Origin of the sequence: Agromyces sp. LHK192 (assembly GCF_004006235.1) — a bacterium.
GTDB lineage: Bacteria > Actinomycetota > Actinomycetes > Actinomycetales > Microbacteriaceae > Agromyces.
Window position 1 is genome coordinate 1746759 of sequence record NZ_CP034753.1, and the last position, 26085, is coordinate 1772843.

General features: G+C 68.0%; 19 protein-coding genes and 3 rRNA genes. 20 read left to right on the plus strand and 2 right to left on the minus strand.

The features are described 5' to 3' along the window. Positions 1 to 20: 20 nt before the first annotated feature. From ELQ40_RS07785 to ELQ40_RS07845, 13 genes are all read left to right on the plus strand, one after another. Positions 21 to 884: a glutamate ABC transporter substrate-binding protein gene (locus tag ELQ40_RS07785; RefSeq protein ID WP_127793181.1), complete on the plus strand. Its 864-nt coding sequence runs from the start codon at positions 21 to 23 to the stop codon at positions 882 to 884. A gap of 79 nt (positions 885 to 963) precedes the next feature. Continuing rightward, entirely contained in the window at positions 964 to 1614 is a 651-nt protein-coding gene (locus tag ELQ40_RS07790; protein ID WP_127793182.1) for an amino acid ABC transporter permease, read from the plus strand. After that, a complete protein-coding gene (locus ELQ40_RS07795) occupies positions 1611 to 2540 on the plus strand; it encodes an amino acid ABC transporter permease (protein ID WP_127793183.1) in 930 nt (309 codons plus the stop codon). The genes ELQ40_RS07790 and ELQ40_RS07795 overlap by 4 nt, the downstream gene beginning before the upstream one ends. A gap of 73 nt (positions 2541 to 2613) precedes the next feature. Then, positions 2614 to 3654, plus strand: a complete 1041-nt coding sequence (gene pheS / locus ELQ40_RS07800; RefSeq protein ID WP_127793184.1) for a phenylalanine--tRNA ligase subunit alpha — start codon at positions 2614 to 2616, stop codon at positions 3652 to 3654. A 2-nt stretch (positions 3655 to 3656) separates the two neighbouring features. Next, a complete protein-coding gene (gene pheT / locus ELQ40_RS07805; RefSeq protein WP_127793185.1) occupies positions 3657 to 6182 on the plus strand; it encodes a phenylalanine--tRNA ligase subunit beta in 2526 nt (841 codons plus the stop codon). Positions 6183 to 6304: 122 nt separating this feature from the next. Next, positions 6305 to 6709 (plus strand): DUF1801 domain-containing protein, encoded by a 405-nt coding sequence (locus ELQ40_RS07810; RefSeq protein ID WP_127793186.1) that lies wholly within the window; start codon positions 6305 to 6307, stop codon positions 6707 to 6709. A 280-nt stretch (positions 6710 to 6989) separates the two neighbouring features. Then, a complete protein-coding gene (gene argC, locus ELQ40_RS07815) occupies positions 6990 to 8033 on the plus strand; it encodes an N-acetyl-gamma-glutamyl-phosphate reductase (protein ID WP_127793187.1) in 1044 nt (347 codons plus the stop codon). Beyond that, positions 8030 to 9187 (plus strand): bifunctional glutamate N-acetyltransferase/amino-acid acetyltransferase ArgJ, encoded by a 1158-nt coding sequence (gene argJ, locus ELQ40_RS07820; RefSeq protein ID WP_127793188.1) that lies wholly within the window; start codon positions 8030 to 8032, stop codon positions 9185 to 9187. Before argC ends, argJ begins: the two co-directional genes overlap by 4 nt. 4 nt (positions 9188 to 9191) lie before the next feature. Further along, positions 9192 to 10115, plus strand: a complete 924-nt coding sequence (gene argB, locus ELQ40_RS07825; protein ID WP_127793189.1) for an acetylglutamate kinase — start codon at positions 9192 to 9194, stop codon at positions 10113 to 10115. Continuing rightward, on the plus strand, positions 10112 to 11299 hold the full coding sequence (locus ELQ40_RS07830) for an acetylornithine transaminase (RefSeq protein ID WP_127793190.1): 1188 nt from the start codon (positions 10112 to 10114) through the stop codon (positions 11297 to 11299). Before argB ends, ELQ40_RS07830 begins: the two co-directional genes overlap by 4 nt. Before the next feature lie 27 nt (positions 11300 to 11326). Next, complete coding sequence (argF, locus tag ELQ40_RS07835) at positions 11327 to 12256, plus strand: ornithine carbamoyltransferase (protein WP_127793191.1); 930 nt, start codon at positions 11327 to 11329, stop codon at positions 12254 to 12256. Then, a complete protein-coding gene (gene argH / locus ELQ40_RS07840; RefSeq protein WP_127793192.1) occupies positions 12256 to 13737 on the plus strand; it encodes an argininosuccinate lyase in 1482 nt (493 codons plus the stop codon). Before argF ends, argH begins: the two co-directional genes overlap by 1 nt. 7 nt (positions 13738 to 13744) lie before the next feature. Beyond that, positions 13745 to 14407, plus strand: coding sequence for a DNA-3-methyladenine glycosylase (locus ELQ40_RS07845; RefSeq protein WP_127793193.1), 663 nt, complete (start codon positions 13745 to 13747; stop codon positions 14405 to 14407). Between the two features lie 63 nt (positions 14408 to 14470). On the opposite strand, the gene ELQ40_RS07850 is transcribed toward ELQ40_RS07845, so the two are convergent. Together ELQ40_RS07850 and ELQ40_RS07855 are read right to left on the minus strand one after the other, a co-directional pair. Further along, positions 14471 to 15058, minus strand: a complete 588-nt coding sequence (locus tag ELQ40_RS07850; RefSeq protein WP_205649456.1) for a hypothetical protein — start codon at positions 15056 to 15058, stop codon at positions 14471 to 14473. A gap of 43 nt (positions 15059 to 15101) precedes the next feature. Next, a complete protein-coding gene (locus ELQ40_RS07855) occupies positions 15102 to 15770 on the minus strand; it encodes a DNA-binding protein (RefSeq protein ID WP_127793194.1) in 669 nt (222 codons plus the stop codon). 114 nt (positions 15771 to 15884) lie between these two features. Between ELQ40_RS07855 and tyrS the strand changes: the two genes are divergently transcribed. The 7 genes from tyrS (at position 15885) to ELQ40_RS18770 (ending at position 26084) form a co-directional block, all read left to right on the plus strand. Then, a complete protein-coding gene (gene tyrS, locus ELQ40_RS07860; RefSeq protein ID WP_127793195.1) occupies positions 15885 to 17183 on the plus strand; it encodes a tyrosine--tRNA ligase in 1299 nt (432 codons plus the stop codon). Positions 17184 to 17697: 514 nt separating this feature from the next. After that, positions 17698 to 19224 (plus strand): 16S ribosomal RNA (locus tag ELQ40_RS07865). A 503-nt stretch (positions 19225 to 19727) separates the two neighbouring features. Then, positions 19728 to 22828: ribosomal RNA gene (locus tag ELQ40_RS07870) — 23S ribosomal RNA — on the plus strand. A 210-nt stretch (positions 22829 to 23038) separates the two neighbouring features. Continuing rightward, positions 23039 to 23155, plus strand: a 5S ribosomal RNA gene (rrf, locus tag ELQ40_RS07875). Together the 16S, 23S and 5S rRNA genes form the textbook arrangement of a ribosomal RNA operon. Before the next feature lie 130 nt (positions 23156 to 23285). Further along, positions 23286 to 24851 carry a primosomal protein gene (locus tag ELQ40_RS19095; protein ID WP_240665996.1) on the plus strand — a complete coding sequence of 522 codons (1566 nt, stop codon included), beginning with the start codon at positions 23286 to 23288 and terminating at the stop codon, positions 24849 to 24851. After that, a complete protein-coding gene (locus tag ELQ40_RS07885) occupies positions 24826 to 25851 on the plus strand; it encodes an HAD-IIA family hydrolase (RefSeq protein WP_240665997.1) in 1026 nt (341 codons plus the stop codon). The genes ELQ40_RS19095 and ELQ40_RS07885 overlap by 26 nt, the downstream gene beginning before the upstream one ends. A 65-nt stretch (positions 25852 to 25916) precedes the next feature. Then, entirely contained in the window at positions 25917 to 26084 is a 168-nt protein-coding gene (locus ELQ40_RS18770) for a hypothetical protein (protein WP_164863502.1), read from the plus strand. The last annotated feature ends 1 nt before the right edge of the window (position 26085 follow it).

A 26085-nucleotide genomic window follows, 5' to 3' on the forward strand; every position in this document is an offset into this window, starting at 1 on the left:
CGGAAGAAAGAGGCAGAGAGATGAAACGACGCAGTATCGCCATGATCGCGGCTTCGGCCGCAGCCATGCTCGTGCTCGCCGGCTGCGCCGGCGGCGGTTCGGAGGAGGCCGAGCCGACGACCGAGCCCGCGCCCACCTTCGAAGCCGGAACCACGATGGCCGAGCTGAGCGAGGCCGGCACCATCACGATCGGCACGAAGTTCGACCAGCCGCTGTTCGGCCTCGTCGGGCCGTCGGGAGAGCCCGAGGGCTTCGACGTCGAGATCGGCAAGATCATCGCCGGCAAGCTCGGCATCGCGCCCGAGAACATCGAATGGGTCGAGACCGTCTCGGCGAACCGTGAACCGTTCATCCAGAACGGCCAGGTCGACATCGTCATCGCGACCTACACGATCAACGACAAGCGCAAGGAGGTCGTGTCGTTCGCGGGTCCGTACTACCTGGCGGGCCAGTCGATCCTCGTGCTCGCCGACAACGAGGACATCACCAGCGAGGACGACCTCGTCGGCCAGCCGGTGTGCTCGGTCACGGGCTCGACGCCCGCGGCCAACCTGAAGGAACTCGGTGCCGAGGTGCTCGAGACCGACACCTACTCGAACTGCCTCGAGCCGCTGCGCAGCGGCCAGGTCGTCGCGGTGTCGACCGACAACGTGATCCTCGCGGGCCTCGCCGCCCAGAACGAGGGCGAGTTCAAGGTCGTCGGCGACCCGTTCACCGAGGAGCCGTACGGCATCGGCCTCGCACTCGACGACACCGACTTCCGCATGTGGATCAACGACGTGCTCGAGGAGTCGTACGAGGACGGCACCTACGAAGAGGCGTGGAACTCGACGGCCGGCACCATCCTGCCGTTCATCGACCCGCCCGCCGTCGACCGCTACTGATCGTCGGCCGGAGCCGACCAGGGGCGGTCCGGGCCCGACGGGCCCGGACCGCCCACCCAGTACCACTGAGAGGACCCGCGTGGACGTCGTCATCGCGAATCTCCCGCTGTACCTCGAGGGCTTCAGCGTGACGCTGCTGCTGCTCGCCGTCGGCGGCGTCGGCGCGCTCGTCATCGGCACGGTCGTGGCGGCGATGCGCATCTCGCCGATCGGGGCGATGCGCACGGTCGCGACCGTGTACACGGAGATCATCCGCAACACCCCGCTCACGCTGGTCGTCATCTTCTGCGCGATCATCCTGCCGATCCTCGGCTCGCGTCTGCCGTACCTGATCGCCGGCATGATCGCGCTCGCGGTGTACACCTCGCCGTTCGTGGCGGAGGCGCTGCGCTCCGGCATCAACGGCGTGCCCATCGGCCAGGCCGAGGCCGCTCGGAGCCTCGGGCTCGGGTTCACCCAGACCGTGTCGCTCATCGTCCTGCCGCAGGCGTTCCGCATGACGATCCCGCCGCTGATCAACGTCTTCATCGCGCTCACGAAGAACACCTCCGTCGTCGGCGGGGTCGGCTTCGTCAGCGAGCTCTTCGGCGTCGGCAGAACCCTGGCGAACGCGAACGGGGACGCCGTCATCGCGGTGCTCGTGGGCGTCGCATTCTTCTACCTCGTGATCACGGTGCCCCTGGGCCTCATCGCGACCCAGCTCGAGCGGAAGTGGGTGGTGCAGCGATGAGCGGCGCCGGCGTCCTCTTCGACGCGCCCGGCCCCCGCGCCCGGCGCCTGTCGACCATCCTCTCCGTCGTCACCGCGGTGCTCGCGATCGCGGGACTCGGCTGGATGTTCGCGACGCTCAACGCGCCGCGCGAGTCCGGCGGCATCACGCTGCCCGGCATGTTCGACCCGAGCCGGTGGGACATCGTCCTCGACCCGGAGATGTGGGGCTTCGTCTTCGGCGTCGGCGTCGTGGGAACCCTGCAGGCGGCCGCAGTCGCGGCCGTGCTCGCCGTCGCGCTCGGCATCCTGTTCTCGCTGCTGCGCAGCGCGGCGAACCCCTGGATCCGCATCCCCACCGCGGTGCTCATCGAGTTCTTCCGCGGCATGCCGGTGCTGCTCATGATGCTGTTCATCCTGCTCGTGGCGGGAACGGGCCAGTACTGGGCGGTCGTGTCGGCGCTCGCCATCTACAACGGCGCACTCATCGGCGAGGCGCTGCGCGCGGGCATCGTGGCACTGCCCCGTGGCCAGCGCGAGGCGGCGCTGAGCCTCGGCATGCGGCCGTTGCAGTCGAAGATGCTCGTCGAGTTCCCGCAGGCGTTCCGGCAGATGCTGCCGATCATCGTCGCGCAGCTCGTCGTCCTGCTCAAGGACACGTCGCTCGCGTACATCGTCGGATACCCCGAGCTGCTGCGCGTGACCCTGAACAACCTCGGCAGCTTCTACGGCAACCGCTACCTCTTCACGCTGTGGTGCATCGCCTTCGTGCTGTACCTGATCATGAACCTGTTGCTGTCGGGGCTCGCGAGGTGGCTGGCCCGCCGGACGGATCGGCGTTACCACCCCGGCAAGGTCGGGCAGACGCCGGAGGATCCGAACCAGGCGCTGCTCGTCGCCGAGGCGAACGCGGCCGCTCGCCAGTCGGAGTCGAACGCACCCCGCTGACCCGCCCCCGCGAACGCGGGCCGACGATCGACACGACGAACACGCCCGCGCTCCGCCGGTAGACTCGGTGCTCGTGCCAGAACCCACCGAGATCACCGAGCCCGCGGTCGACGCGGCCGTCGACGCGGCCCTCGCCGCGATCGCCGCGGCATCCGACTCCGCCGCGCTCAAGCAGGTCCGCGCCGAGCACACCGGCGACAAGTCCACGCTCGCCCAGCTCAACGCCCTGCTGCGCAACGTCCCGAACGATCAGAAGGCCGCGCTCGGCAAGCTCGTCGGGCAGGCGCGCGGTCGCGTGAACCAGGCGTTCGCCGCCCGCGAGGGCGAGATCGTCGCCGCCGAGGCGGCCGCACGGCTCGAGGCCGAGGCGGTCGACGTCACGGCGCTGCCGTCGCGCTTCACCGCGGGCGCGCGGCATCCGCTCGCCCTGCTCCAGGACCGGGTGAGTGAGGTGTTCACCGGCATGGGCTGGGAGATCGCCGAGGGCCCCGAGGTCGAGAGCGAGTGGTTCAACTTCGATGCGCTGAACTTCGATGCCGACCACCCCGCCCGGGCGATGCAGGACACCTTCTTCATCGACCCGCCCGAGGCGCACCTCGTGCTGCGCACGCACACGAGCCCCGTGCAGGTCCGCTCGATGCTCGAGCGCGACGTGCCGATCTACGTGCTCGCGCCGGGCCGGGTCTACCGCACCGACGAGTTCGACGCGACCCACCTGCCCGTCTTCATGCAGTTCGAGGGCCTCGCCGTCGACAAGGGCCTCACCATGGCGCATCTCAAGGGCACGCTCGACCACTTCGTGAAGGCGATCTTCGGCGACGAGGCGAAGGTGCGGCTCCGCCCGAGCTACTTCCCGTTCACCGAGCCGAGCGCCGAGCTCGACTTCTGGCATCCGACCTTCAAGGGCGGCGCGCGCTGGATCGAGTGGGGCGGCTGCGGCATGGTGCACCCGAACGTGCTCCGTTCGGCCGGCATCGACCCCGAGGTCTACTCGGGCTTCGCCTTCGGCATGGGCATCGAGCGCGGCCTGATGCTCCGCAACGACGTCTCGGACATGCGCGACATGGCCGAGGGCGACGTCCGCTTCTCGCAGCAGTTCGGAATGGTGGTCTAGAGATGCGGGTTCCCCTGAGCTGGCTCGCCGAGTACGTCGAGCTCGTCCCCGGCAGCACGCCCGAGTCGGTGCACGCGGCGCTCGTGAAGGTCGGCCTCGAGGAGGAGGACGTGCACACGTTCGACCTCACCGGGCCGATCGTGGTCGGCGAGGTCCTCGAGTTCGTCGAGGAGCCGCAGTCGAACGGCAAGACGATCCGCTGGTGCCAGGTGCGCGTGGCGCCCGACGGCGAGCAGGCAGCCGACGGCGGTGACGCGGTCCACGGCATCGTGTGCGGTGCACGCAACTTCTTCGTCGGCGACCAGGTGGTCGTGACGCTGCCGGGCGCCGTGCTGCCCGGTCCGTTCCCGATCGCGGCGCGCAAGACCTACGGCCATGTCTCCGACGGCATGATCGCGTCGGCCCGCGAGCTGGGCCTCGGCGAGGATCACGACGGCATCCTTCGCCTGTCGACGCTCGGTGTCGAGGCGCCGGTCGGCACCGACGCGATCGCGCTGCTCGGTTTGAACGACGCGGCGGTCGAGATCAACGTCACGCCCGACCGCGGCTACGCGTTCTCGATCCGCGGCGTCGCCCGCGAGTACGCGCACGCCACCGGCGCCGTCTTCCGCGACCCGGTCTCGCAGTCCGAGCCGGTCGCCCACACGGATGCGGGGTTCCCGGTCGTGATCGACGACCGCGCGCCGATCCGGGGCCGGGTCGGCTCGGCGGTGTTCGCGACGCGCATCGTGCGCGACGTCGACCCGACCCGTCCGACGCCGCCGTGGATGGTCGCGCGGCTCAAGCTCGCGGGCATCCGCTCGCTCGGCATCCTCGTCGACATCACGAACTACGTGATGCTCGAGCTCGGGCAGCCGATCCACGGGTACGACCTCGACCAGCTGCGCGGCGGCATCGTCGTGCGACGGGCCGCCGAGGGGGAGCGGTTCACGACGCTCGACGGCAAGGAGCGCACCCTCCACGTCGAAGACCTGGTCGTGACCGACGACCGCGGTCCGATCGGCCTGGGCGGCGTCATGGGCGGTGCCGACACCGAGATGGGCGACGCCACGCGCAACGTGCTCGTCGAGGCCGCGAACTGGGACCCGGTGTCGATCGCCCGCACGGCCCGACGCCACAAGCTGCCCAGCGAGGCGGCGAAGCGCTACGAGCGCGGCGTCGACCCGGCGATCGCCCCCGCCGCGGTGTCGCGCGTCGCACAGCTCATGGTCGACCTCGCCGGCGGCACGGCCGACGACGGGGGGTCGCTCATCGCCGAGGCACCGGCCCGCGAGGCGATCCTCCTGCCGCACGGCTACGCGACCCGGCTCATCGGCGTCGAGTACACCGACGAGCAGGTGCACGACGCGCTCGCCGAGATCGGCGGCACGGTGACCCGCACCGAAGACGGCTTCGAGGTCGTGCCGCCGAGCTGGCGGCCCGACCTCACCGGCAAAGCCGAGCTGGTCGAGGAGGTCGCGCGCCTCGTCGGGTACGACCTCATCCCGTCGGTGCTGCCGGTCGCGCCGCCCGGTCGCGGGCTGACCCGCTCGCAGCGGCTGCGGCGACAGGTCGCCGACGTGCTGGCGGGCGCCGGTGCCACCGAGGTGCTCGCGTTCCCGTTCGTCACCGACGACGAGAACCGGCTGTTCGGCAGCGCCGCAGGCGGCGACGTCGCGCAGGTGAAGGTCGCCAATGCGCTCGACGCGTCGCGGCCGTACCTTCGCCGATCGCTGCTGCCCGGCCTCGTGGAGGTCGCCAGGCGCAACCTGTCGCGCGGACTCACCGACCTCGACGTGTTCGAGCTCGGCCTCGTGTTCACGCCCGAACCGGGTGCGGCGAACGGCTCGGCGGTGCTGCCCGACGGAGGCGCGCTGCCGAGCGATGACGAGCTCGCCGGACTGCAGGCGGGCATCCCGCCGCAGCCCCGCCACGTGGCGGTCCTGCTGACCGGCAACCTCGTCCGCAAGGCGCCGGGTCAGGCTCCGACCGTCGCCGGCCTCGCCGACGCCCTCGACCGGGCGCGCGAGATCGCGCGGGCGGCGGGCGTCGAGCTCCAGGTCGCCCAATCGCGGCGTGCGGCCCTGCACCCGGGCCGCACCGCCGAGCTCCTGGTCGACGGAACGGTGGTCGGCTGCGCCGGCGAACTGCACCCCGATGTCGCCGAGGCGAACGACCTGCCGCGCGTCGTCGCGGTCGCCGAACTCGACCTCGATGCCGTGATCGCCGCGGGCGACCGGCCGGTGGAGGCGCACGGGCTCTCGAGCTACCCGGCCGCCACGCAGGACCTCTCGCTGGTCGTGTCGCGCGACATCCCGGCCGCCGACGTCGCGGCCGCGGTGCGCGAGGGCGCCGGCGACCTGCTCGAGCACCTCGAGCTCGTCGACGACTACCGCGGCCAGGGCGTCGCCGACGACGCGAAGAGCCTCACGTTCGCGCTGCGGTTCCGCGCGCCCGATCGCACGCTGACGGCCGCCGAGGCGAGCGAGGCGAAGCTCGCGGGATCGGCGCTCGCGCACGAGCGCGCCGGCGCCGTCATCCGCGACTGAGGGCGACGGTACCCAGGCCAGGGCTCGACGCGCCGACGATCGACGCGCACGCGAGGGGTGGAACCGGCGACCGGCCGGATCCACCCCTCGTCGCGACGACGGGGCGGCGGTACCCTGACGGCATGGCCGAGCCGAAGACGAAGCCCACGGATGCCTCCGTCGCCGAGTTCCTCGCGACCGCCGAACCGGCGGGGCGACGAGAGGACGGGTTCGCGCTCCGCGAGCTGTTCGACCGGGTGACCGGCACGGATGCGGTGATGTGGGGGCCGTCCATCGTCGGGTACGGCGTGCACCACTACCGGTCCGCGGCGGGCACGGAGGGCGACTGGATGGTCGTCGGGTTCTCGCCGCGGAAGGCCTCGATGTCGTTGTACGGGCTGCAGCTCCCGGGTGCCGATCCGATCATCGAGCGGCTCGGCAAGGTCAAACGCGGCGCCGGGTGCCTGTACGTCGGGCGCCTTTCCGGCATCGACGAGCATGCGCTCGAGTCGCTCGTCGACTTCGCCTGGGTGCACACGCGCGGCTGAGGCATCCGCTCGACGCGCGGCTGAGACATCGGCGTCGAGATGCGTCCGGCGCGTCGCCGGACGTCACCCGGTTTGCACCGCGGGCTTCGCCGTCGCTAGGGTCGTTCGCATGTCCACGCCTCGGTTCCGCACCACCGCACGCGCCACGCGCGTCGTCGTGGTGGCGAGCCGACGTCGTGGCGGTCGCCGAGTCTAGGCGACCCCGCGCGCGGCGATGGAGCCGTCCGCAGGTGTCGCCGGAGCCGATTCCTCGACCGCTACGACCCTTAGGGTGGATTCCATGACCTACTCCGTCGCCGTGTCCGGCGCGTCCGGTTATGCCGGAGGAGAGATCCTCAGGCTGCTCGCCGATCATCCCGACTTCGAAGTCCGCACCGTGACGGCGCACGCGAACGCGGGGCAGCCCCTCGTCGCCGTGCAGCCGCACCTGCGCGCGTACACGCACCTGACGCTGCAGGAGACGACGCCCGAGGTGCTCTCGGGCCACGACGTCGTCTTCCTCGCGCTGCCCCACGGCGCTTCCGGCGCGGTCGCGGCGCAGTTGCCCGACGACACGCTCGTCATCGACTGCGGCGCCGACCACCGACTCGAGTCGGCCGACGACTGGGCCGCCTTCTACGGCGCCGACCACCACGGAGCCTGGACCTACGGCGTGCCCGAGCTGCCCCGCCTGTCGAGCACGCAGCGGGTGCGTCTCGCGAAGACGCGTCGTATCGCGGCGCCCGGGTGCAACGCCTCGACGGTCGCCCTGTCACTCGCCCCAGGCATCCGCGCCGGCGTCATCGAGGAGCGCGACCTGGTCGCCGTGCTGGCCGTCGGTCCGTCGGGCGCCGGCAAGAGCCTCAAGGCCAACCTGCTCGCGTCGGAGATCCTCGGATCGGCGAGCCCGTACTCGGTCGGTGGAGTGCACCGGCACATTCCCGAGATCCAGCAGGCGCTGCGCTGGGCGGGCGCCACCGAGCCGTCGATCTCGTTCACGCCGGTGCTCGTGCCGATGGCCCGCGGCATCCTCGCGACGTCCACGGCTCGGCTCGTTCCCGGCACGGATGCCGCATCGGTGCGCCGTGCCTGGGAGGACGCCTACGCGGGCGAGCCGTTCGTGCAGCTCCTGCCCGAGGGGCAGTTCCCGAGGACCGCCGACGTCGTCGGCGCGAACACGGCCCTGCTGGGCCTCGCGGTCGACGAGGCGGCGGGCCGCGTCGTCGTCGTCGCGGCCGTCGACAACCTCGTGAAGGGCACCGCGGGTGCGGCGATCCAGTCGGCGAACCTCGCGCTGGGCCTGACCGAGAGCACCGGACTCCCCGTGAACGGAGTGGCACCGTGACCGTCACCGCACCGGCGGGATTCGACGCGGCGGGCATCGCCGCGGGCATCAAGCGCACGGGCGCGCTCGACCTCTCGCTCGTCGTCAACCGCGGACCGTCGCAGGCCGCCGCGGCCGTGTTCACCTCGAACCGGGCGCAGGCCAACCCGATCATCTGGTCGCGCCAGGTCATCCTCGACGGCACGGTGTCGGCGATCGTGCTGAACTCGGGAGGCGCGAACTGCTTCACCGGTCCCGAGGGCTTCCAGGTCACGCATCGCACGGCCGAGGCCGCGGCATCCGCGCTCGGCGTCTCCGCCGGCGACGTGCTCGTCTGCTCGACCGGACTCATCGGGGACCAGCTCGACGGCGAGGTGCTCGAGGAGGGCGTGCTCTCCGCGGCGAACCGCCTGGCGAGCGACGACGCTGCCGGTGCCGATGCCGCGCGCGCGATCATGACGACCGACACGAAGCCCAAGACCGTCGTGATCGACGGCGACGGATGGCGTATCGGCGGCATGGCGAAGGGCGCGGGCATGCTCGCGCCCGGGCTCGCGACGATGCTCGTCGTCCTGACGACCGATGCGGCGCTCGAGGCGTCCGATCTCGACGCGGCCCTGCGGCAGGCGACCCGGGTGACGTTCGACCGCGTCGACTCCGACGGCTGCATGTCGACGAACGACCAGGTGACGTTGCTGGCGAGCGGCGCCTCGGGCGTCTCGCCCGATTTCGAGGCGTTCACGGCCGCGCTGACGCGGGCGTGCGACGACCTCGCCGGGCAGCTCCAGGAGGATGCCGAGGGTGCGAGCCACGACATCGCCATCGAGGTGCTCGGCGCCGCCACCGAGGACGACGCCGTCGAGGTCGGCCGTTCGGTCGCCCGCAACAACCTGTTCAAGGCCGCGATCTTCGGCAACGACCCCAACTGGGGCCGGGTGCTCGCCGCCATCGGCACGACGCAGGCCGCGTTCGACCCGTACCTCGTCGACGTCAGCATGAACGGCGTCCGGGTCTGCCATGCCGGTCGCCCCGACCGTCCGCGCGACGAGGTCGACCTCACGCCCCGAGCGACCCGCGTGCGCATCGAACTGCATGCGGGCGAGGCATCCGCCACGATCCGCACCAACGACCTCACGCACGACTACGTGCACGAGAACAGTGCCTACGCGAGTTGAGCCGATGACCGAAGAGATCGAGAACGAGAACGCCGCCGCCGTCGCGAAGGCCCGCACCCTCATCGAGTCGCTGCCGTGGCTCAAGCGCTTCCATGGCGAGACGATCGTCGTGAAGTTCGGCGGCAACGCGATGGTGAGCCCAGAGCTCCAGCAGGCGTTCGCCGAGGACATGGTGTACCTGCGCTACGCCGGCATCAAGCCCGTCGTCGTCCACGGAGGCGGGCCGCAGATCTCCTCCATGCTCGAGCGCCTCGGCATCGAGAGCGAGTTCCGCGGCGGGTACCGGGTGACCACCCCCGAGGCGATGGACGTCGTGCGGATGGTGCTCACCGGCCAGGTCAACCGCGAGCTCGTGAGCCTGATCAACCGGCACGGACCGCTCGCGAGCGGCGTGTCCGGCGAGGACGCCGGCCTCTTCTCGGGTCGCCGCCGCGGTGCGATCGTCGACGGCGCCGAGGTCGACCTCGGACTGGTCGGCGATGTCGTCGACGTCGATCCCGCGGCCGTGCAGGCGCTGCTCGACGCCGGCCGCATCCCGGTCGTCTCGTCGATCGCGCCCGATGTCGAGCACCCGGGGCAGTCGCTCAATGTGAACGCCGACTCGGCGGCCGCGTCGCTCGCCGTCGCGCTCGGCGCCGCGAAGCTCGTCATCCTGACGGACGTCGCCGGGCTGTACCGCGACTGGCCGAACCGGGATTCGCTCGTCTCGGTCATCGAGGTGCCCGACCTGCTCGACCTCCTGCCCAGCCTCGAGTCCGGCATGATCCCGAAGATGACCGCCTGCCTCGACGCCGTGCAGGGCGGCGTGGAGAAGGCCGCGATCATCGATGGCCGCGAACCGCACTCGATCCTGCTCGAGGTGTTCACGCAGCAGGGATCCGGAACCGAGGTGGTGCCGGCCGGCGCCGGAGCGGGGGCGCACGAATGACCGCCTGGCAGTCACGCTTCGACGACCGCATCATGCGATCGATGGGGATGCCCCTGGCCAAGCTCGAACGCGGCGAGGGTGCGCGGGTCTGGGACGACGAGGGGCGCGAGTACCTCGACTTCCTCGCCGGCATCGCCGTCAACTCGCTCGGCCACGCGCACCCCGTCTTCGTCGAGGCCGTCTCCCGACAGGCCGCCACGCTCGCGCACGTGTCGAACTACTTCGCGACCGAGCCCGCGCTCGAACTCGCCGAACGTGTCGTCCGGCTCTCCGGGGCCGGAGAGGAGGGTCGCGCGTGGTTCGGCAACTCGGGTGCCGAGGCGAACGAGGCCGCGTTCAAGCTCGCGCGCCTGAACAACTCCGGCGGCGCCCGCACCCGGGTGCTCGGGCTCGTCGACGCCTTCCACGGGCGCACCATGGGCTCGCTCGCCCTCACCGGCAAGCCGCACATGCGCCAGGCGTTCGAGCCGCTGCCGGGGGGCGTCGAGCACATCCCGGCGACCCTCGAGGCCCTCGAAGCGTCGATCGACGACGCCGTCGCCGCGCTGTTCGTCGAGCCGATCCAGGGCGAGGCGGGCGTCGTCGAACTGCCCGACGGCTTCCTCGAGCTCGCCCGCGAGCTCACCCACCGTCACGGCGCACTGCTGATCATCGATGAGATCCAGACGGGCGCCGGTCGCACCGGAGCATGGTTCGGGTTCCAGCACTCCGGGATCACCCCCGACGCGATCACCATCGCGAAGGGCATCGGCGGCGGCATCCCGATCGGCGGGCTGGTGACGTTCGGCCACGCTTCGAGCCTCTTCCAGAAGGGCATGCACGGGTCGACGTTCGGCGGCAACCCGCTCGCGACCGCGGTGTCGAACGCCGTGCTCGGCGAGATCGAACGCGCGGGGCTCGTCGAGAACGCTGCGACGAGGGGTCTCCAGCTCCGCGACCGCATCCTCGCGATCGGTTCGCCGCTCGTGACGGGGGTCCGCGGACGGGGCCTGCTCGTAGGGGTCGAACTCGCCGAGCCCGTCGCGACGCGCGTGCAGGCTGCCGCACTCGAATCCGGCCTCATCGTGAACGCCGCCAACGACTCCACCATCCGCCTCGCGCCGCCGCTCATCATCGGCGACGCCGAGCTCGACGAGTTCCAGCAGCGCTTCTCGCGCGCACTCGAACTCGCCGCCCGAGACTGACCCCGACCTCCCACGAACGGATCGCACATGACCCGCCACTTCCTCCGCGACGACGACCTGTCGCCCGCCGAACAGGCCGAGGTGCTCGACCTCGCGCTGCGCCTCAAGGCCGACCGCTTCGCCGAGCGGCCGCTCGACGGCCCGCAGACCGTCGCCGTCTTCTTCGACAAGACCTCCACGCGCACGCGCGTCTCGTTCTCGGTCGGCATCGCCGACCTCGGCGGCGTGCCGATGATCGTCTCGTCCTCCGAGAGCCAGCTCGGCGCCAAGGAATCCGTCGCCGACACCGCCCGGGTCCTCGAGCGCATGGTCGCCGCCATCGTGTGGCGCACCTTCGCGCAGTCGGGCCTGGAAGAGATGGCCGAGGGCACCACGGTGCCGGTCGTGAACGCCCTGTCTGACGACTTCCACCCGTGCCAGCTGCTCGCCGACCTGCTCACCGTGCGCGAGCGGCTCGGGTCGCTCGCCGGCCGCACGCTGACGTACGTCGGCGACGGCGCCAACAACATGGCGCACTCCTACCTGCTCGCCGGCGCCACCGCCGGCATGCACGTGCGCATCGGCGCCCCGGCCGATTACTCGCCGCGGGCCGACATCGTCGACGACGCTCGCCGTATCGCCGCCGAGACCGGTGGGTCGGTGCTCGTCACCACCTCGGCCGCCGAGGCCGCACGCGGGGCCGACGTCGTCGCGACCGACACCTGGGTGTCGATGGGCCAGGAGGACGAGAAGGCGCAGCGTCTCGCCGTGTTCGGCGAGTACGGGGTGACCGACGCGCTCATGGCCGAGGCATCCGACGACGCGATCTTCCTCCACTGCCTCCCCGCCTACCGCGGCTACGAAGTGGATGCCTCCGTCATCGACGGGCCGGCGTCCGTCGTGTGGGACGAGGCGGAGAACCGGTTGCACGCGCAGAAGGCACTGCTCGCCTGGCTGCTCGCGAGGAAGGACGGCTGATGGCCGCAGGACACGACACCGAAGGCGCGACCGGCACCGGACCCGACCTCGCCGCCGGCGAGCACGGCACGAACGAGGGCGCCCTCTGGGGCGCGCGTTTCGCGAGCGGGCCGTCGCCCGAGCTCGCGCGCCTGTCGAAGTCGACGCACTTCGACTGGCAGCTCGCCCCGTACGACCTCGCCGGGTCCCGCGCGCACGCGCGTGCGCTCGCCGCGGCCGGCTACCTCGACCCGGCGGAACTCGACCGCATGCTCGCCGGACTCGACACCCTCGAGGCGCGCTTCCTCGCCGGCGAAGTCGTCGCGTCGGACTCCGACGAAGACGTGCACGGCGCGCTCGAAGCCGCGCTGATCGCCGAGGTCGGACCGGAGGTCGGCGGCAAGCTTCGCGCCGGCCGAAGCCGGAACGACCAGATCGCGACGCTCGTGCGCCTCTACCTGAAGGACCACGCCGCGATCATCGGCCGCGACCTCGTCCACCTCATCGACGCCCTCGCGGCGCAGGCCGACGCGCATCGCACCGCGATCATGCCGGGTCGCACGCACCTGCAGCACGCACAGCCGGTGCTGCTCGCGCACCACCTCCTCGCGTACGGCTGGGCGCTCTCGCGCGACCTCGAGCGCCTCGTCGACTGGCTGAAGCGAGCGGATGTCTCGCCGTACGGCGGCGGAGCGCTCGCCGGTTCCACGCTCGGACTCGACGTCGCCGCGGTCGCCGCCGACCTGGGTCTGGCCGCGCCCGCGGAGAACTCGCTCGACGGCACCGCGAGCCGCGACGTCGTGGCCGAGTTCGCCTTCATCACGGCGATGATCGGCATCGACGTCTCGCGCCTGGCCGAGGACGTCATCATCTGGAACACGCGCGAGTTCGGCTTCGTCACGCTCGACGACGGCTATTCGACCGGGTCGTCGATCATGCCGCAGAAGAAGAACCCCGACATCGCCGAGCTCGCCCGAGGCAAGTCGGGCCGGCTCATCGGCAACCTCTCGGGCCTGCTGGCGACGCTGAAGGCGCTGCCCCTCGCGTACAACCGCGACCTGCAGGAGGACAAGGAGCCGGTCTTCGACTCGGTCGAGACCCTCGAGGTGCTGCTGCCGGCGTTCACGGGAATGATCGCGACGCTCACGTTCCACACCGAGCGGATGGCGGAGCTCGCGCCCGCGGGCTACTCGCTCGCGACGGACGTCGCGGACTGGCTGGTCAAGCGCCACGTCCCATTCCGCGACGCGCACGAGATCACCGGTTCGCTGGTTCGGTACGCGGAGTCGCACGGGCTCGACCTCGACGAGGTCGACGACGCGGCACTGGCCGAGATCTCGCCGCTGCTCACCCCGGACGTGCGAGAGGTGCTCACGATCGAGGGCTCGGTCGGCAGCCGCCTCGGTCACGGCGGCACCGCGCCCGAGCGCGTCGCCGACCAGTTCGCGAAGCTCGCCGACACGGTGCGGCACCTGGTCGCCGGGCTGCCCGAGGTGCGCTGAGCAGCGGATGCCTCGTACCGGGCTCGCGCGCATCGTCGGCGGGCTGATCGACCGGTGGGGACTCGAACGCGCGACGCGTGAGGACCTGGCGCTCGATTCGGTCGCGCTCGCCCCGCGGCTGCTCGGAGCCGTGTTCGCCCACGAGACGCCCGAGGGCGTGGTCGCGGTCCGGCTGAGCGAGGTCGAGGCGTACCGCGGGGTCGGCGAGGACCCGGGGTCGCACGCGTTCCGCGGCAGGACCGCGCGCAACGCGGTCATGTTCGGCGAGGCCGGGCACCTGTACGCGTATTTCAGCTATGGCATGCACGTGTGCCTGAACGTCGTGGCGGGGCATCCGGGTTCGTCGTCCGCGGTGCTCCTGCGCGGCGGCACGGTGGTCGAGGGCGTCGACCTCGCCCGCGCACGACGCCCACGGTCGACGGATCGCGACCTCGCGCGGGGGCCGGCGCGGCTGAGCCTCGCGCTCGGGGTGCCGCTCGGTGCATCGGGGGAGGACCTGCTGGCGCCGCCGTACGCGCTGCTGTTGCCGGGTGCCCCGGCCGCGTTCGCGACGGGGCCGCGCACCGGGGTGAGCGGACCCGGCGGGGGAGCGGCCTATCCGTGGCGGTTCCATGTTCCGGACGATCCCGGTGTGTCGCCGTACCGACGGCACCCTCGAGCCGAGGACTGACGACGTGCAGGTCGACCGATGCGAGGCCGACTGACCCGGGACGCCCGGTCGGTGCCGGTCGGCTCAGTGCAGTGCGAGGTGCACCGCGAGGCCGGCTGCGCAGGCCCAGACGAGGCTCGCGAGGGTGCCGATGATGAAGCGCTCACGCGCCTCGGGCGCCTCGAGCTCGGTGAATCGGCCGACGCCCTTCACGGCGACGACGATCGCGAGCCCTTCGGGGAATCCGGCGATGATCGTCCCCGCGGATGCGAGTCGCTCGAGCACGCCGATGGTGAGTCCGCCGCGGAGCACCTCGCGCCGCGGAGCGGCGAGTCCCGGCGTGGGCGGTACCGAGGTGTCGAGCACGAGGATGCCGCCGTGCAGGCCCGGCGTCGCGCTGCCGCCCATGGCGAGCCGAAGGGCGGTCGTCGCGGCGGGCCCGCCGCCGAAGACGGCGAGGGCCAGGCCCATCGCACCGATCATTGGAGCCAACGGCTGCGGTGCGGCGACGGTCAGGCCGGCGGCGGCGATGATCGCGATGCCGAGCGCGCCGGCCGCGAACCAGAACAGCCCGGGCCGCGGCCGGACTGCGGCGAGGACCGCGAAGGTCAGCCCGCCGACGAGCGCGATGCCGAACAGGCTCCAGTTGAACGCCGTTGCGATGAGCTCCACGAACCGATCCCTCCCGGCGCCGGCGTCGGCGCGCGAGTCGAGCCTAGCGAGGAGGTCCGTCACCGCCGTCGACGCCATCCCCAGTCGCCGCGGTCTGCTCGTCGAGTTCGCCGAGCAGCGCGACGAGGGCGGGGCGCACCTGCTCGTCCACACTCCACATCGCGGACTTCAATCGTTGGCTGACTGCGGCGTCCGAGATGCCGAGCACCTTCGCTGCCTGCTTCTGGCTGGCGCCGTCGGCGACGAGCCCGGCGACCTCCCACCCGGCGTCGGAGCGACGGGAGCGCATGAGCAGGAACATCCGGACCAGGGCCTCGACGTGCCCGGCCCGGCGCCGTTCGGGAGCATCGCCGTCGGCGCGAGGCGCCTCGACGCGCAGCGCGAAGCGGCCGTCGGCGCGTTTGGCGGCATCCACGGCGTCGCGGGCGGCGATGAACGCGGGACCGGTCGCCTTTCGCACGGCGTCGGGCAGCGGCGAGCGGATGCCTCCGATTCCGAGCCCGATGCTCCAGTGGCCGTCGCGGGCGAGGTCGAGGATGAGGTCGAGCGCGGTGGCCGGGTCGTCGGTGAGTGCCTGGAGCTCGTCGCCCGCGGTCTGGTCGACCGGGAGCGCGAGGGCTCGTCCGTGGTCGTGCTGCAGTGCCGCCTGCATCGGCGCGGAGCGGTCGGGCGCGGTGCGGCTGCCGATCTGGTCGGCGGTGATCACGAACATCCTGCCTCAATTCAGTCTGTAAACTTCAATCGAGCAATTCAAGGTTACAATATTGATCTCTGCTCGTCCAGCCCTCGGCCTTCGGCGACGCGACCCGCTGTTACGCTTGCTGGCGTGTCAGAGCCCGGGATCCTCGCAACGCAGCAGAACGACGCCTCCTTCGAGGACGTCTGGGAGGAGCTCAACTGGCGCGGCCTCGTGCATGTCTCGACCGACCAGGCCGCACTGAAGGAGCTCCTCGCAGGCGAACCGATCACCTACTACTGCGGATTCGACCCGACGGCGCCCAGCCTGCACCTGGGGAACCTCGTGCAACTCCTGACGATGCGCCGCCTCCAGTTGGCCGGACATCACCCGCTCGGGCTCGTCGGCGGATCGACCGGACTCATCGGAGACCCGCGGCCGACCGCCGAGCGCACGCTCAACACCAAGGAGACCGTCTCGGAGTGGGTCGGTCGCCTGCAGGCCCAGGTGTCGAGGTTCCTCTCCGCCGAGGGAGGCAACCCGGTGCGCCTGGTCAACAACCTCGACTGGACCGCGGGCCTCTCGGCCATCGACTTCCTCCGCGACGTCGGCAAGCACTACCGCGTCGGAACGATGCTGAAGAAGGACGCGGTCGCCTCACGCCTCAACTCGGACGCGGGCATCAGCTACACCGAGTTCAGCTACCAGATCCTCCAGGGCTTCGACTACCTGGAGCTGTTCCGCCAGTACGGCTGCGTGCTCCAGACCGGCGGCAGCGACCAGTGGGGCAACCTCACGAGCGGAACCGACCTCATCCACCGCGTCGAGGGTCGGCACGCGCACGCGATCGGGACGCCGCTGATCACGAACTCGGACGGCACCAAGTTCGGCAAGAGCGAGGGCAACGCCGTCTGGCTCGATGCCGAGATGTGCAGCCCCTACCGCTTCTACCAGTTCTGGCTCAATACCGACGACGCCGACGTCGTCGAACGGTTGAAGGTCTTCACGTTCCTCTCACGCGCCGAGGTCGACGCGCTCGCCGAGCTCGTCGAGACGGAGCCGTTCCGTCGGGCCGCCCAGCGTCGGCTGGCCGTCGAGGTCACGACCCTGGTGCATGGTTCGGATGCCACGGCCGCGGTCGTCGCCGCGTCCGAGGCGCTGTTCGGCAAAGGCGACCTGGCGTCGCTCGATGCGGCCACCCTGCGGACGGCGCTCGAGGAACTCCCGAACACGACCCTCGCGAAGGGCAGCTCGGTCGTCGATGCGCTCGTGGCGACCGGTCTGGTCTCGAGCCTCGGCGAGGCTCGCCGCGCGATCGCCCAGGGCGGTGTGACCGTCGACGGCGTGAAGGTCGAGGCGGATTCGGCGACCATCGAAGGGGTCCTCCCGGGCGGTGCTGCGGTGCTGCGACGCGGGAAGAAGACGCTTGCCGGCGTCTTCACGTCCTAGGCGGCACGGCGCGACACGCCCGGGATGCAACTGCGATTTGCTCACCGGGGACGGGCCGCGTAAGTTTCTATCTGTCGCCGCGGCGGCCGGAAGAGATTCGGGTCAGGCGCGGCGGAGATCTTAGCCAAATAACCTCGAAGGCGCATTTGCGACTCGGTGATTTCAAGCCTAAGATTGGACCTCCCACCTCTCGTTGAGCGTGACTCGGATGTTGTGTCCGGGTTCCTGAACGATTGCTTGGAGCATCGGACTTCTGGTTCTGCTTCGAGTGGCTTGGTGGTATGGTTGACAGGTTGCCCTTCTGGGGGCTGGCTCGGTTTTGGGTTGGTTCTGGTTGGTGCGTCCGTTTCTTGAGAACTCAACAGCGTGCACTATGTTCAATGCCAATTTATTGAACCCCGACCAACCTTTGGTTGGTGGGATTCCTTTGGATTGATGGACAGTCAGCAATGATTGTTTCTCAGTCAGAGATCAACTCTTGACCGGCCTCTTTTGGGGTTTGGTTGAATCATTTTTTTTGGAGAGTTTGATCCTGGCTCAGGACGAACGCTGGCGGCGTGCTTAACACATGCAAGTCGAACGATGATCCAGGAGCTTGCTTCTGGGGATTAGTGGCGAACGGGTGAGTAACACGTGAGTAACCTGCCCTGGACTCTGGGATAACCCGAGAAATCGGAGCTAATACCGGATAGGACCCTGTACCGCATGGTGTGGGGTGGAAAGTTTTTTCGGTCTGGGATGGACTCGCGGCCTATCAGCTTGTTGGTGAGGTAACGGCTCACCAAGGCGTCGACGGGTAGCCGGCCTGAGAGGGTGACCGGCCACACTGGGACTGAGACACGGCCCAGACTCCTACGGGAGGCAGCAGTGGGGAATATTGCACAATGGGCGAAAGCCTGATGCAGCAACGCCGCGTGCGGGATGACGGCCTTCGGGTTGTAAACCGCTTTTAGTAGGGAAGAAGGGCTTCGGCTTGACGGTACCTGCAGAAAAAGGACCGGCTAACTACGTGCCAGCAGCCGCGGTAATACGTAGGGTCCGAGCGTTGTCCGGAATTATTGGGCGTAAAGAGCTCGTAGGCGGTTTGTCGCGTCTGCTGTGAAAACTAGAGGCTCAACCTCTAGCCTGCAGTGGGTACGGGCAGACTTGAGTGCGGTAGGGGAGAATGGAATTCCTGGTGTAGCGGTGGAATGCGCAGATATCAGGAGGAACACCGATGGCGAAGGCAGTTCTCTGGGCCGTAACTGACGCTGAGGAGCGAAAGCGTGGGGAGCGAACAGGATTAGATACCCTGGTAGTCCACGCCGTAAACGTTGGGCGCTAGATGTGGGGACCTTTCCACGGTTTCCGTGTCGTAGCTAACGCATTAAGCGCCCCGCCTGGGGAGTACGGCCGCAAGGCTAAAACTCAAAGGAATTGACGGGGGCCCGCACAAGCGGCGGAGCATGCGGATTAATTCGATGCAACGCGAAGAACCTTACCAAGGCTTGACATACACGAGAACGGGCCAGAAATGGTCAACTCTTTGGACACTCGTGAACAGGTGGTGCATGGTTGTCGTCAGCTCGTGTCGTGAGATGTTGGGTTAAGTCCCGCAACGAGCGCAACCCTCGTCGCATGTTGCCAGCACGTAATGGTGGGGACTCATGTGAGACTGCCGGGGTCAACTCGGAGGAAGGTGGGGATGACGTCAAATCATCATGCCCCTTATGTCTTGGGCTTCACGCATGCTACAATGGCCGGTACAAAGGGCTGCGATGTCGTAAGGCGGAGCGAATCCCAAAAAGCCGGTCTCAGTTCGGATTGAGGTCTGCAACTCGACCTCATGAAGTCGGAGTCGCTAGTAATCGCAGATCAGCAACGCTGCGGTGAATACGTTCCCGGGCCTTGTACACACCGCCCGTCAAGTCATGAAAGTCGGTAACACCCGAAGCCGGTGGCCTAACCCTTGTGGAGGGAGCCGTCGAAGGTGGGATCGGTGATTAGGACTAAGTCGTAACAAGGTAGCCGTACCGGAAGGTGCGGCTGGATCACCTCCTTTCTAAGGAGCACTGGACCAGCTTGCTGGTTCCAGGAGTCCCAGATCAGACCGGCTCTGCTCATTCGGAGTATGAGATTGGGTCTGCTGGGAGCTCATGGGTGGAACATTGACATAGGCATCCAGGCCAAGGGTTCTGGTTCAGTACGCGTCTCTTCGGGGGCGTTGGAACGACTGGGGCCGGCGGGTTGGGTGCGTGCACGCTGTTGGGTCCTGAGGGACCGGGCGCTGCTGCCTTTCGTGGGTGGCGCGGTTTGGGCCTTTGCAGGCCTTCACGATGTCGGCGGTTTTTCGTTGGCGGGTTGGGGGTTCTGGCCGTCTGTTGAGAACTACATAGTGGACGCGAGCATCTTAGATTGATGCCTGCTGTTGCCGGGTTTTCCTGGTGTGGTGGGTGTCGATCACAAAGATTTCGTAGGCGCGAACCTTTCGTAGGTTCGTGTTCGACGAATCATTGGTCAATCTCGCACTCCTTCGGGGGTGCGCGATCGATTCAACTCATGTGATTTCAAGTTTCTAAGAGCAAACGGTGGATGCCTTGGCATCTGGAGCCGAAGAAGGACGTCGTAATCTGCGATAAGCCTCGGGAGCTGATAAACGAGCTGTGATCCGAGGATTTCCGAATGGGGAAACCCCGCCAGGCCCTTTGGGTGACCTGGTGACTCCCGCCTGAATATATAGGGCGGGTAGAGGGAACGTGGGGAAGTGAAACATCTCAGTACCCACAGGAAGAGAAAACAACCGTGATTCCGTAAGTAGTGGCGAGCGAACGCGGAAGAGGCCAAACCGGTCATGTGTGATACCCGGCAGGGGTTGCATGGTCGGGGTTGTGGGACCTTTCGGACTGTACTGCCGTGCAGTCACGGTGACGCGTATGCGATAGACGAACCGGATTGAAAGCCGGACCGGAGTGGGTGTGAGTCCCGTAGTCGAAATCGTGTGCGGCCCGGAGAGGTATCCCAAGTAGCACGGGGCCCGAGAAATCCCGTGTGAATCTGCCAGGACCACCTGGTAAGCCTAAATACTCCCAGATGACCGATAGCGGACAAGTACCGTGAGGGAAAGGTGAAAAGTACCCCGGGAGGGGAGTGAAATAGTACCTGAAACCGTTTGCTTACAAACCGTTGGAGCAGCCTTGTTGCTGTGACAGCGTGCCTTTTGAAGAATGAGCCTGCGAGTTAGCGATCTGTGGCGAGGTTAACCCGTGTGGGGTAGCCGTAGCGAAAGCGAGTCTGAATAGGGCGATTCAGTCGCAGGTCCTAGACCCGAAGCGAAGTGATCTATCCATGGCCAGGTTGAAGCGACGGTAAGACGTCGTGGAGGACCGAACCCACTTCAGTTGAAAATGGAGGGGATGAGCTGTGGATAGGGGTGAAAGGCCAATCAAACTTCGTGATAGCTGGTTCTCTCCGAAATGCATTTAGGTGCAGCGTTGCGTGTTTCTTGCCGGAGGTAGAGCTACTGGATGGCCGATGGGCCCCAACAGGTTACTGACGTCAGCCAAACTCCGAATGCCGGTAAGTGAGAGCGCAGCAGTGAGACGGTGGGGGATAAGCTTCATCGTCGAGAGGGAAACAACCCAGACCACCGACTAAGGTCCCTAAGCGCGTGCTAAGTGGGAAAGGATGTGGAGTTGCACAGACAACCAGGAGGTTGGCTTAGAAGCAGCCACCCTTGAAAGAGTGCGTAATAGCTCACTGGTCAAGTGATTCCGCGCCGACAATGTAACGGGGCTCAAGCACGCCACCGAAGTCGTGGCATTCATACAATCGATAGGCCTTCGTGGTCCAGTCGTGTGGATGGGTAGGAGAGCGTCGTGTGCCGGGTGAAGCGGCGGTGGAAACCAGCCGTGGATGGCACACGAGTGAGAATGCAGGCATGAGTAGCGAAAGACGGGTGAGAAACCCGTCCTCCGGAAGACCAAGGGTTCCAGGGTCAAGCTAATCTGCCCTGGGTAAGTCGGGACCTAAGGCGAGGCCGACAGGCGTAGTCGATGGACAACGGGTTGATATTCCCGTACCGGCGAAGAACCGCCCACATGAAATCAGGAGTGCTAAGCATCCCAAGACACGTGGATCCCTTCGGGGACGATCGTGTGGCGGCATGCGACCCCATCTGGTGGAGTGAGCGTATTAACAGGTGTGACGCAGGAAGGTAGCCCAGCCCGGGCGATGGTTGACCCGGGGCAAGCGTGTAGGCCGAGTCGTAGGCAAATCCGCGACTCGTGATGGCTGAGACGCGATGCGGATGAAAAGTGGGTGATCCTATGCTGCCGAGAAAAGCATCGACGCGAGGTTCCAGCCGCCCGTACCCCAAACCGACTCAGGTGGTCAGGTAGAGAATACCAAGGAGATCGAGAGAATCGTGGTTAAGGAACTCGGCAAAATGCCCCCGTAACTTCGGGAGAAGGGGGCCTGAAGCGTGAAGGCACTTGCTGCCGGCAGCGTGGATGGCCGCAGAGACCAGTGGGAAGCGACTGTTTACTAAAAACACAGGTCCGTGCCAAGTCGCAAGACGATGTATACGGACTGACGCCTGCCCGGTGCTGGAAGGTTAAGCGGAACGGTTAGCTCTTCGGAGCGAAGCTGAGAAGTTAAGCCCCAGTAAACGGCGGTGGTAACTATAACCATCCTAAGGTAGCGAAATTCCTTGTCGGGTAAGTTCCGACCTGCACGAATGGCGTAACGACTTCCCAGCTGTCTCAACCGCGAACTCGGCGAAATTGCATTACGAGTAAAGATGCTCGTTACGCGCAGCAGGACGGAAAGACCCCGTGACCTTTACTACAGCTTGGTATTGGTGTTCGGTGTGGCTTGTGTAGGATAGGTGGGAGACTTTGAAGCGGGCACGCCAGTGTTCGTGGAGTCATTGTTGAAATACCACTCTGGTCACTCTGGATGTCTAACTTCGAACCGTGATCCGGTTCAGGGACAGTGCCTGGTGGGTAGTTTAACTGGGGCGGTTGCCTCCCAAAAAGTAACGGAGGCGCCCAAAGGTTCCCTCAACCTGGTTGGCAATCAGGTGGCGAGTGTAAGTGCACAAGGGAGCTTGACTGTGAGACTGACAGGTCGAGCAGGGACGAAAGTCGGGACTAGTGATCCGGCAGTGGCTTGTGGAAGCGCTGTCGCTCAACGGATAAAAGGTACCTCGGGGATAACAGGCTGATCTTGCCCAAGAGTCCATATCGACGGCATGGTTTGGCACCTCGATGTCGGCTCGTCGCATCCTGGGGCTGGAGTAGGTCCCAAGGGTTGGGCTGTTCGCCCATTAAAGCGGTACGCGAGCTGGGTTTAGAACGTCGTGAGACAGTTCGGTCCCTATCCGCTGCGCGCGTAGGAAATTTGAGAGGATCTGACCCTAGTACGAGAGGACCGGGTTGGACGAACCTCTGGTGTGCCAGTTGTTCCGCCAGGAGCACCGCTGGTTAGCTACGTTCGGGATGGATAACCGCTGAAAGCATCTAAGCGGGAAGCCGGCCTCGAGATGAGATTTCCATCCCTTCGGGGAGAGGCTCCCAGTAGACGACTGGGTTGATAGGCCGGATGTGGAAGCAAGGACGAAAGACTTGTGCAGCTGACCGGTACTAATAAGCCGATAACTTGACAATCACTACACACACACGAAGTGTTCATTCATGTAAAGGCCGTGTGTGTGGCCTCAAAGAATTGCTCGCGTCCACTCTGTGGTTCCCAGCAGACGGAACCCAACACATTTCAATACAGACACGCCCAACCACGGTCGGCACCACGCCACCAGGGAAGGCACCCGAAACCACCCAACACCCCACAACACCGGGGGGTGAACTGGGTTCTAGAGTTTCGGCGGCCATAGCGCGAGGGAAACGCCCGGACACATTCCGAACCCGGAAGCTAAGACTCGCAGCGCCGATGGTACTGCAGGGGCGACCCTGTGGGAGAGTAGGACACCGCCGGACATTCATTGAGGAATGGGCCACCCGAAGACGGGTGGCCCATTTTTCGTTAACGGGCCATTCCCACGCGCCCGCAGTAGCGTGGAGTCGTCGAACTCCACCACACATACTCCACACGGACAGGACGAGCAACGTGACCGATTCGCGCCAGGGCCCGAACGACGAGGACCGGACGAAGCGCTCCGACCGTCCTCGAGGAGGCGATGATCGCCGCGGCGGGAAGCCGTGGGAGAAGCGCGATGGTGCGCCGAAGCGCGACGGCGGTAAGCCGTGGGAGAAGCGCGACGGTGCGCCGAAGCGCGACGGCGGCAAGCCGTGGGAGAAGCGCGATGGTGCGCCGAAGCGCGATGGCGCGCCCAGGCGCGACGGCGGCAAGCCGTGGGAGAAGCGCGATGGTGCGCCGAAGCGCGATGGCGCGCCCAGGCGCGACGGCGGTAAGCCGTGGGAGAAGCGCGATGGTGCGCCCAGGCGCGACGGCGGTAAGCCGTGGGAGAAGCGCGATGGTGCGCCGAAGCGCGATGGTGCGCCGAAGCGCGACGGCGGGAAGCCGTGGGAGAAGCGCGATGGTGCGCCGCGGCGCGACGGCGGGAAGCCGTGGGAGAAGCGCGATGACGCGCCCAGGCGCGACGGGCGCCGAGACGACCGCGGTCGCTCGGCCGGGCATCCGGGTGCGGGTGCCTCGCGTGCGCCGCGCGAGCAGGTCGGAGCCCCGATCAAGGCCGAGCGGCCGCGGCACGACGATCCGATCGTGCCCGACGACATCGAGCCGAGTGATCTCGACCGGAGCGCACGCGCCGAGTTGAAGACGCTGTCGAAGGAGAACGCCGACTGGGTCGCGCGTCACCTCGCGGCGGCCGCGGTGTACCTGGAGGACGACCCGGAGCTCGCGCACGCGCATGCGCTGTCCGCCTCGCGTCGAGCCGGTCGCGTGGGCGTCGTGCGCGAGACGCTTGCGATCACCGCATACGAGACCGGCGACTTCGCCCTCGCACTCCGCGAACTGCGCACCTATCGGCGCATCTCCGGGAGCAACGACCAGCTTCCCCTGATGGTGGACAGCGAGCGCGGCGTCGGCAGGCCCGACCGTGCGCTCGAACTGGGCCGTTCCGTGGATCGGGCATCGTTGCCGGCTGCCGTCCAGGTGGGGCTCGCGATCGCGATGTCGGGCGCGCGCCTCGATCTGGGCCAGACCGACCTCGCGCTGGGTGAGCTCGAGATCCCGCAGCTCGATCCCGATCGCGCCTTCAGCTACAGCCCCGCCCTGTTCTCGGCGTACGCGGAGGTGCTCGACGAACTCGGGCGCGACGCCGACGCCGAGGTCTGGCGTGATCGCGCGGAGCGCGCGTCGGCCGCTCTCGCCGGCCCCCCAGACGCAGAGTACTTCGAGGTGTTCGACCTCGACATGTCCGCCGGTGCTGAGCCGAAGGTTCGCCGGGACGCGGCGAAGGAAGCGGTCGCCGCGGAGGACGCCGGTACCGGGCCGGTCGATGCGGTCGCCGCTGACGAGGCATCCGCATCCGACGCGCGTGCGGGCTCGGGGGCCGGCGAGGCATCCGATGCCGAGAGCGACCCTGCCGACGCGATCGAGCCCGAGGTGGCCGCGATCCTCGCCGAGACCGATCCCGACGCCGAGGTTCGGCCTGCTCCCGCCGACGCACCTGAGGACGTGGCCGGTGGGCCTGTTCCGAACCAGGACTGACGCCGTCGCCCCGCTCGATGGGGTCGATGCGCTCCTCGCGGATCTCGACGGCGTGGTGTATCGGGGCGCGGATGCGATCCCGCACGCGGTCGAGAGCCTGAACGCCGCACGCCGTGATCGCGCGGTCGGCTACATCACCAACAACGCGTCGCGCAGCGACGCCTCGGTCGCGCGGCATCTCGCCGAACTCGGCCTGCGGGTCGAGGCATCCGATGTCGTCACATCACCGCAGGCGGCGATGCACCTGCTCGCCGAGCGTGTTCCCGAGGGTGCGCTCGTGCTCGTCGTCGGCGGCGAGGGCATCGTGACCGAGCTCGAGCGGCGGGGGTACCGCGTCAGCCGATCCGCCGACGACGGCCCGGCCGCGGTCGTGCAGGGATTCGCCCCGGACGTCGGCTGGACCCAGCTGGCCGAGGCATCCTTCGCGCTGAACGCCGACGGGTTCGCCAACGAGGCGGGAATTCCGTGGATCGCGACGAACACCGACTGGACGATACCGGTCGCGCGCGGCATCGCGCCCGGCAACGGCACCCTCGTGGCGGCCGTGCACACCGCCGTCGGCAGGTTCCCGGTCGTCGCGGGCAAGCCCGAGAAGCCCATCTTCGACGAGGCGCGGCGGCGATTCACCGCGGAGCGACCACTCGTGGTCGGCGACCGACTCGACACCGACATCCTCGGCGCGAATCGCGCGGGCATGGCGTCCGCCGTCGTGCTCACCGGGATCGACCGCGCGAAGCAGTTGCTCGCGGCAGCGGAGGCGGAGCGCCCGGACTTCATCCTCGGCGACCTGCGCGGACTGCACGAGCCGTACCCGGTGATCGAACGTGCCCGCGGCGTCGTGCGCGTGGGCCGGGCGAAGGTGCGTGTCGACGAGGCCCGAGTCGTCATCGTGACCGAAGGCGATGACGAACTCGACCTGCTCCGCGCCGCCTGCCACGCGATCTGGGAGTCGGGTCGGTCGATCCACGCCCTGCATGTGCCGGAGCGGTTGTACAGCTGATTATCGCGGCTACCGGCGGCGGCGCGCGCCGTGGGGAGTCGGCAGGTGCGGGTAGCGTGGACGGTATGGACGAGGCATCCGACGTGACCGAGGCGACGAGCGGCACGCCCGGCGACGAGGCATCCGGCATCGAATCCCGCCAGCTCGCCGAACGCGCGCCGCTGTTCCAGGCGGCGGCGGATCGTCTCCGCGACGACCTCGAGCGTTCCGATCCCGCGCTCGACGACGCCTGAA

What these genes read in the sequence shown, in the direction of transcription:
- ELQ40_RS07785 (WP_127793181.1), top strand. Translation starts at nt 21, where the DNA reads ATGAAACGACGCAGTATCGCCATGATCGCGGCTTCGGCCGCAGCCATG.
- ELQ40_RS07795 (WP_127793183.1), top strand. Translation starts at nt 1,611, where the DNA reads ATGAGCGGCGCCGGCGTCCTCTTCGACGCGCCCGGCCCCCGCGCCCGG.
- pheT (WP_127793185.1), top strand. Translation starts at nt 3,657, where the DNA reads ATGCGGGTTCCCCTGAGCTGGCTCGCCGAGTACGTCGAGCTCGTCCCC.
- ELQ40_RS07810 (WP_127793186.1), top strand. Translation starts at nt 6,305, where the DNA reads ATGGCCGAGCCGAAGACGAAGCCCACGGATGCCTCCGTCGCCGAGTTC.
- argC (WP_127793187.1), top strand. Translation starts at nt 6,990, where the DNA reads ATGACCTACTCCGTCGCCGTGTCCGGCGCGTCCGGTTATGCCGGAGGA.
- argB (WP_127793189.1), top strand. Translation starts at nt 9,192, where the DNA reads ATGACCGAAGAGATCGAGAACGAGAACGCCGCCGCCGTCGCGAAGGCC.
- ELQ40_RS07830 (WP_127793190.1), top strand. Translation starts at nt 10,112, where the DNA reads ATGACCGCCTGGCAGTCACGCTTCGACGACCGCATCATGCGATCGATG.
- argF (WP_127793191.1), top strand. Translation starts at nt 11,327, where the DNA reads ATGACCCGCCACTTCCTCCGCGACGACGACCTGTCGCCCGCCGAACAG.
- argH (WP_127793192.1), top strand. Translation starts at nt 12,256, where the DNA reads ATGGCCGCAGGACACGACACCGAAGGCGCGACCGGCACCGGACCCGAC.
- ELQ40_RS07845 (WP_127793193.1), top strand. Translation starts at nt 13,745, where the DNA reads ATGCCTCGTACCGGGCTCGCGCGCATCGTCGGCGGGCTGATCGACCGG.
- ELQ40_RS07855 (WP_127793194.1), bottom strand. Translation starts at nt 15,770, where the DNA reads ATGTTCGTGATCACCGCCGACCAGATCGGCAGCCGCACCGCGCCCGAC.
- ELQ40_RS18770 (WP_164863502.1), top strand. Translation starts at nt 25,917, where the DNA reads ATGGACGAGGCATCCGACGTGACCGAGGCGACGAGCGGCACGCCCGGC.